Source organism: Streptomyces sp. NRRL B-24572, assembly GCF_002156145.1.
Lineage (GTDB): Bacteria > Actinomycetota > Actinomycetes > Streptomycetales > Streptomycetaceae > Streptomyces > Streptomyces vietnamensis.
Window position 1 is genome coordinate 1 of the sequence record NZ_MWIG01000454.1, and the last position, 6726, is coordinate 6726.

At 73.7% G+C, this 6726-nt stretch carries 8 protein-coding genes and 1 pseudogene; all 9 read right to left on the reverse strand.

Features of this window, described 5'->3' with window-relative positions:
• Positions 1–196: pseudogene (locus CCN56_RS25865) on the reverse strand (hypothetical protein); the annotation flags it as partial.
• Positions 197–275: 79 nt separating this feature from the next.
• On the reverse strand, positions 276–719 hold the full coding sequence (locus CCN56_RS25870) for a hypothetical protein (protein WP_086830384.1): 444 nt from the start codon (positions 717–719) through the stop codon (positions 276–278).
• 162 nt (positions 720–881) lie between these two features.
• Complete coding sequence (locus tag CCN56_RS25875; protein WP_086830385.1) at positions 882–2624, reverse strand: relaxase/mobilization nuclease domain-containing protein; 1743 nt, start codon at positions 2622–2624, stop codon at positions 882–884.
• Positions 2621–3241, reverse strand: coding sequence for a hypothetical protein (locus CCN56_RS44870; protein ID WP_256962142.1), 621 nt, complete (start codon positions 3239–3241; stop codon positions 2621–2623). The genes CCN56_RS25875 and CCN56_RS44870 overlap by 4 nt, the downstream gene beginning before the upstream one ends.
• Positions 3238–3474, reverse strand: a complete 237-nt coding sequence (locus tag CCN56_RS25885) for a hypothetical protein (protein WP_086830386.1) — start codon at positions 3472–3474, stop codon at positions 3238–3240. The genes CCN56_RS44870 and CCN56_RS25885 overlap by 4 nt, the downstream gene beginning before the upstream one ends.
• Before the next feature lie 86 nt (positions 3475–3560).
• Positions 3561–3752 carry a hypothetical protein gene (locus CCN56_RS25890; protein WP_071273764.1) on the reverse strand — a complete coding sequence of 64 codons (192 nt, stop codon included), beginning with the start codon at positions 3750–3752 and terminating at the stop codon, positions 3561–3563.
• A complete protein-coding gene (locus CCN56_RS25895; RefSeq protein WP_086830387.1) occupies positions 3749–5374 on the reverse strand; it encodes a hypothetical protein in 1626 nt (541 codons plus the stop codon). The genes CCN56_RS25890 and CCN56_RS25895 overlap by 4 nt, the downstream gene beginning before the upstream one ends.
• Positions 5371–6012, reverse strand: coding sequence for a WhiB family transcriptional regulator (locus CCN56_RS25900; RefSeq protein WP_086830388.1), 642 nt, complete (start codon positions 6010–6012; stop codon positions 5371–5373). The genes CCN56_RS25895 and CCN56_RS25900 overlap by 4 nt, the downstream gene beginning before the upstream one ends.
• A 152-nt stretch (positions 6013–6164) precedes the next feature.
• On the reverse strand, positions 6165–6726 hold a 562-nt coding region (locus CCN56_RS25905), incomplete at its 5' end, for a hypothetical protein (RefSeq protein ID WP_086830389.1).

Sequence of the window (6726 nt, forward strand, 5' to 3'; positions counted from 1 at the left end):
AGGTGGCCCTGCTCTCGTCGAGCAGGCGCGTCTCGAGCGCGGCCGACGAGAGCAGGGCCACCTTCTGGGTGGCGTCGGTCGGCTTGCCGATACGGGCGGAGGGGGCGGTGTCGGGCTTGGTGCCGGTGGAGCAGGCGGGCACGGCGAGGAGGGCGGCGGTGATGCCGAGGGCGGTGGTGGCGACGCGAACGCGCATGACGGTACTGACCCCTTGGTGCTTGGAGACGGGTGGTCAGTGCGGGCCCGCGGGCCCGGTGGGGTTGTAGGGGTGGGGGTCAGTGGCCGAGGTGGCGCAGGCAGTCCTCGAACGTGGCGTGCGTCGCGTCCGCCGGCCCAGCGCTCCGGTTGTACCAGGCGGTGTCGAGGCGGGTCTCCTGCTGCTGGTGGCCGGCCCGGCAGCGCAGCCAGATCTCGTCGCGGGTGGAGAGGACGAGCCAGTCCCGGTACGCGCCGCACTCGGTGCAGGCGACCATCTCGCCGTCGAGGACGAGCGGTTGCCCCCAGGGCATCATGCGGCCGTCGAGCTGGTCGTGGCTGGGCACCCGCAGTTCCGGCGGAAGGAAGTCGTCCACCACGGCGACGGGCTCACCGTGCTCGGGCTCGGCCGACGGCTTCCCGATGCCCGGAGGGACCTGGTCCTGCAGCCGTGCCGACATCTCGAAGAATCGGCGCTGCGCCTCGCTCGGCTCCGCCGCCCGGCGGCGTATCCGGTGAAACATTCTGACGTCCTCCTCTGCCTCGTCTTACTCGCGTCATGATCGTGCCGCACACCTCCGGGAGCTTCAATTCACAAAGTCCACAGTGACCTTCGAGGAGGCCAAGACGGTGGTGGTGTCCCTTTTCCTGGTGGTACGGCGATCCCGTACGCGTCGCCGGCGGGCCTACTGGGTCCTTCCGGTGGCGTCCTCCCCGCTGCGGCGTCGGCCAGGTGCAGAGGGGCGGGCTGCCGTCCCGCGCGCCCTGGACGGGCTGCCTGTTGTGCCGTACGTGGGGAGCTCCGAGGCGTCGGCGGGCAGGTCGGCCATCCTTCGCATCCGCCACACCAGCACGTCGCTGACCGACTCCGCGGTATCGAGTTCGCGGCGCTCGACCGCGCCGGACAGGAGGGCGGCGGGGTCATGGCCGGCGGCTTCGGCGTCCGCGATGGTGGCCGCCAGGGCGTACCAGCCGGGCTCGGCGAGGATCTGCTCGGCCAGAGCGGGCAGCGCCTCGCGCAGCACCGCCGTCTGGCGCTGGAGGAGGGGCCGGTTCAGGCGCCGGCCGCGCTGGTAGAGCACGCCGAGGGGGCTGGCGGCGGCCTCCTGGTAGGCGGAGCGCAGGTACTCGGCGGCCCGCGCGGCGGCGGCGGCCTGCTGCGCGTGGCCCTTCTTCGCGTGCCAGTGCGCGGCGGCGGTGATCAGGAAGAACAGCATGTCGATCGCCATCGCGGTGCTCGCGCCGTCCTCACCGCGGCCGAGGGCCGGGCCGCCGTGGACGAGGTCGCGGGCGGCCTGGCGCAGGGCGCGGTCGTGTCCGCGTACGGCGCGGACGTGGGAGCGAGAGGCCCGTTCGAAGACCGTTGCTGCGTTGCGAAGTTCGCGGCGGGTGTGGGCGGCGGACGTCTTCGCGAGGGCGTCGAGGATCTCACCGGCCGCCGCGATGTGCGCGGCGGCGACCGCGTCGTCGCCGTGCTCGATGACGAGCATGGCCTGCCAGGCTGCCGATGCTGTCCTGCGGCGGGCAGCGGCTGGAGTGCTCGGTCCCGTACGGACGGCATCCTCCTGCCGGGGAGCCAGGCCGTTCTGGGTGTCGGCGGACCAGCGCTCCCGGATACGGGGCAGCGAGAGGTCGGGGGCAAGGCGCGCGCCGGGGTAGAACACCGGCTCGCCGTCCCGGTTCCGGTCGTCGGGCAGGGCGACCTTGTATCCGAGGAGGTCCCCGGAGGGTGCGGTGCGCTTGCGGATCAGGAGGCCGGCGCCGGCGAGCCGGTCGAAGAACTCCTCCTCGCTCCTCACGCCGGCCACCGCACGGCGTACGGTCTCGCGCAGTTCTTCGCGGGCGGTGCGCTCGCGGCCCTGGCGCTCGGCCTTGTGGCGCTCGGCGCTGGTGGGCCGCTGAGCGGCCGTGCCGTCGCCGGGCGCGACCTCGTGGAGCCCGAGTTCCTTCTCGATGAGCCGGGCTTCGGCCTGGGCTCGGGCGCCAGAGCGGAAGTCGTCGGGGCGTAGGCCGTCCTCGCGGACGAGCGTGGCGACGATGTGGATGTGGTCGTCCGCGTGCCGTACGGCGGCCCAGCGGCAGCCGGGCTGCCCGTTGCCGGGGTCGATGCCGGTGGCGGCGACGATCCGGCGGGCGATGCCGGCCCATTCCTCGTCCGACAGCGTCCGGTCGCCGGGGGCGGTGCGGACGGAGGTGTGCCACACGTGCTTGGCCGGACGGGCGTGCTTGGGAAGGGCCATCACCGGCTGGTCCAGGAGCTGCTGGAGGTCCTTGAGGGTGGCGTTCGGGTCGCGGCCGGGGTCGGGGGACATGTCGTCGAAGGAGGCGACGAGGTGCGGGTCGGTGTGTTCCTCGTGCCTGCCGGGGCCGTAGAGGTAGGCGAGCAGGCCGATGGTCCGGTCGCCGGGGTCGTTGACGCTCGGGATCATGATGCCTGCTGCTGTTCGAGGACGGCGGTCGCGGCGGCGTGCACCGCGTTGGCGGCCCGCCGTACGGCCGCGAGGCTCGCCTCCAGCTGAGGGATGGTGGCATCGGCACCGGCGTTGAGGGCCTTCGTCATCTGGTTGAGGTTGCTGCCGGCCCAGCCGAGCTTGCGCCGGCTGTCGAACAGCGCGGTCAAGACATCGCGTTCGGTGGCGATCTCGGCGTTCGTTCGGTCGAGATCCCGGGCCGCGGCGAGCGCGGCACGGGCGAGGAAGCCGCCGACGGTCAGGTTGCACTGGGCGGCGGCGGAAACGATCAGAGCGCACTCGGCATCGTTGAAGCGGGTCGTACGCAGGTGGCGGCGCTTCCTCTCGGGCGGCTGACGCGGACGCTGACGGGCAGGACGCTCACGAGGTCGATTCGGCTTGCGTTCCTCCTCCGGCTTCGATCCGCCCTCGGTCGAAGCCCACCGGACCTGCGCCCCCCGGTGCAGGTCCTCTCCCGCCCCTTCAAGGGCGGGCTCGGCGGAAGTAGTACTTCCGCCCCAACTTGCTCGCCCCAAGACCGAGTTGTGGTTGCGAGCAGGTTCCGGGGTGGTGCCGTACTGGGTGGGGTACGTCATCGGGATTCGGGCCTCGTGGAACGGATGCGGTGCTGGATGACGGCGGTCAGTTCGAGGACGTCGGCCGGTCCCGCAAGGACGCGGACAGGGCCGTCGGGGCGGCCCTGGACGAGCCACTGGCCGGTGGGCGCGAGAACAGCGGCGTGTACGAGCCGCCGGCGGACCAGGACGTCCGCCCAGGCGCCGGCCTCGGCGACCGTGGGCTCGGATGACCGAGGAGAAGGCGGAATCACGGCGTACCTCCTTAAGCGGGGCGGTGGCCCGGCGCGAAGCCGGGCCACCCTGGCAGATAGGGGCGTTGAACTGGGGTTTTGCAGGCTCAACCGCACTCGGGGCAGCGCCCGACATGGCCGCTGAGGGCCCGGGCCATCCGCTGCTTCGCCGACGCGGCCTGCTTCGCGCTGGACTTCGCCGCCGGACTGCCCTCGTACCGCTTGGAGTGGGCGAGCATGAAGCCGATCTCCCGCTCGTACTGCGTACGGATGGTGGTGAAGTAGTGGCAGGTCCTCATCGGGCGTTGCTCCTTGTCGTCGTGGTGTCGATGCCCCGCAGCTCCTGGAGGACGAGGCTCAGCCGGTCGTTCCGGCCACCCTTCAGTCCCTCGCGGCGGAGGATCTCCCGAAGCTGGACTCGGGTGATGGCCGGGTTGCCGTCCCGTTCGAGCAGGGCGGGGACGTGAGGGAGGACCTGCTGGACGAGCTGGTCCACCGACTGCTCCGACTCGCGCGCCGGGCGCTGCGCCTGCGGGGTGCGGGGGCGACTGCCGCGCTGTCCCTTGCCCTTGGCCCTGGTCTTCGAGCTCGTCTTCCGCCGGAGGGGGACCTTGTGTCCCCGGTCCCCGGTGGGCTCGGTCCCCGTGTCGGTGTCGGTCGGTCCCCGGTCCCCGGTGGGCTCGGTCCCCGTGTCGGTGTCGGTCGGTCCCCGGTCCCCGGTGAGCTCGGTCCCCGACTCGGCGCCCCTCGGTCCCCGATGCGAATCACCCGCCTGAGCAGGCACTTCGACAGCAGGACCGTCGGTCCCCGCGCCGCCGGCGGTCCCCTCGTCTGGGTCCGATTCGACGGGGACGGTCCCCGGGCCGGCGCTCACGTCTGGGGTCTTGGTCCCCGTGTCATCGCCCTCGGTCCCCGCGACTGCTGGTGCGCTGACGTCCCAGTTCTCGGTCCCCGGTCCCCCCGGTCCCCGGTCCCTGTCCTCCGACTCGCCGGGACCGTGGGGACCGGCCACGGGGACCGGTGCTTCGGAGGTCTGCTGGGCGGGGACCGTGGCAGCCGCGGTGGTGGTAAGCACCGGGGACCAGGGAGAGGGGAGCGGGACCGTGGCGAGGGCGAGCGCGTGCCGGCGGGCAGCGAGCTGGTCGAGGAGCTGCGTGCGCTGGAGAGGGTCCGTGCCGACCGAGGCCCTGGCGACCGCCTTCGACAGCCGTCGGGCGAGCCGCCGGCCTCGCCAGCCCTCCCGGCGCTCGGGGGCGCGCTCGGCGAGGCGGGCAGCCAGGTCGACCGCGCGGGCGGTGGCCCGGTCCCGGGTGATCTGCGCGGCGTCGCGGTCGCGGGCGGCGATGCCGAGGCGGGACAGCAGCCGTTCGCGCACCTCCCGCCCCAGGACGGCGAGCAGCCCGTGGGAGGCGGCGCCAGGGGTGTGGAGACGCAGCTCGATTCCCATGGCGAGGTGCCACAGCATGGCCGCCATGACCGGGCCGACGAAGGCCCGGACGGTGCCGCCGACGGGACCGCTCTCGGCGTAGGCGGGGATCACCTGCACTCCGGTGATCACCCAGACCAGGGTGCCGGGCAGGCCCGGGGCGCCCTGCGTGGCCAGGTTCTGCCGCGCCATCAGCGCGGTCGCGAAGAGCGCCAGTTCGGCGGCGGCGAACATCCCGGCGCGCTCGGCGGTGCCGGCCATGTCGAGGTAGTCGGCCGCGAAGCGCCAGCTCGTGTCGGCGCTGTAGGCGGTGCAGCCGAGGGCGGCGAGGGCGGCGACCTTGACCGCCGGACCGCCGACGCGCTTCTGCGGGCGGGCTCCTCGGCGCCGGATCGTCCAGGCGACCAGCACCAGGGCGAAGGCGGCGGGGACGCCGGCGACGAGGAGGAGAGGGAGGTCCGGAGCGGCACCCAGGGACAGGACGGGGTGGGTCATGCGGCCTTTCCGAAAGAGGCGGGCGTCGAGGGCGACGCTGCCTGGCGCGACACCGGCTGTCGGGTGGCGGGCTTGGTGGTCACGGGGCGGCCCGCTGCTGGAGTGGTCTTCTGCCGCTTCTTCTTGGGCCGAGGAACACCCTGGCGGCGGTCGCGGTCGAGCACCTTGTTGGCCGCCTGCCGGAGCAGGTCACGGGCGTGCTTGTGGCTGATCTGCAGGCCGACGGCGAGCCGGTCGGGCCGCCAGCCCCGGAGATAGGCGTGGTCGACGACGGCCTGGCGCTCGGCCTCGGTCAGGTGGACGTCGCGGCCCTGGAAGAACGCGATCACGCGCCGGTAGTCGAGGCGCTGGGGCAGCCCGTCGTGCCACGGGCGGCGCTCGGCTTCGGTGAGCCCGCCCCAGATGCCCTCCTTGAGGACGTTCTCCAGCGCGTAGTTGAGGCAGTCGCTGCGCACCGGGCACCAGCCGCACAGCTCCTTCGCCTCGGCGATGGCTTCGTGGTCCCGGGGGAGGGGGAAGAAGACGGCGTCGGCGTCCTCGACGTCCATGCCGTGACAGGCTCCGCGGGTGTGCCAGCTGGTGTCTGCGATGCCGCGCAGGCCGGTGGCCGGAGCGTCGTGGGTGGTGATGTGGCGCAAGGGGGTTCTCCGATGTGCTGCCGCGCCGTCGGGCCAGGGCGGTGCTCGGCGGGCGCGGCGTCGGGTGCCGGCTGCGGCGCGGGAGCGTGCGCCGCAGCCGAGGAGGGACGGTGGTGGTCGGCGGTGCGGGGTGCACCAGCCATGGACGCCGGTCAGACCATGGCCGGCTGCTGGACCTGCTGGGTCTGCTGTACGGCGGCGAGGTCGAGGCGGCCGGGGTGCGGGGTGGCACGCGGGGCTGTTCCGCGTACCCCGTCGTCGGGACCGATCCGGCGCCGGCGGCAGGGCTCACCGGGCTGCGCCAGGCACCAGCCGCAGCGCACGCCGAGAGGGTCGGGCTGGCCCTGTGCGACGGCGGCCTCGCGTGCGGCTCGGGCGGGCCGGTAGGGCGCGAGGGCGGCTCGGGCGGCGGGCGGCATGCAGGAGCCGATCTCCCGCAGCCGGGCCTCCAGCCTCGGGTCGATCCCGCTACGCCCGCTGGTGATCGCCCGAGCCTGCGCGGGCTGCGCGAGGCCGGAGGCGACGGCGCGGCGGGCGCCGGCCAGTTCAGCGGTCCAGGCGGCCTGGTCGTCCGGGTCGACGGACGGCGTGGGATCGGAGTGCCTCGCCAGGCGGTCGCGCCGGTAGCTCTCCCAGGGACGGGCCACGTCCGCGGGCAGGATCTGGTATGGCGAGGTACGGATGTGCTGGCGGGCGGCGACGCGGGCATCCCAG

Excerpts from the sequence above, each read along its gene's own strand:
- CCN56_RS25870 (WP_086830384.1), bottom strand. The coding sequence starts at position 719 with ATGTTTCACCGGATACGCCGCCGGGCGGCGGAGCCGAGCGAGGCGCAG.
- CCN56_RS25875 (WP_086830385.1), bottom strand. The coding sequence starts at position 2,624 with ATGATCCCGAGCGTCAACGACCCCGGCGACCGGACCATCGGCCTGCTC.
- CCN56_RS44870 (WP_256962142.1), bottom strand. The coding sequence starts at position 3,241 with ATGACGTACCCCACCCAGTACGGCACCACCCCGGAACCTGCTCGCAAC.
- CCN56_RS25890 (WP_071273764.1), bottom strand. The coding sequence starts at position 3,752 with ATGAGGACCTGCCACTACTTCACCACCATCCGTACGCAGTACGAGCGG.
- CCN56_RS25895 (WP_086830387.1), bottom strand. The coding sequence starts at position 5,374 with ATGACCCACCCCGTCCTGTCCCTGGGTGCCGCTCCGGACCTCCCTCTC.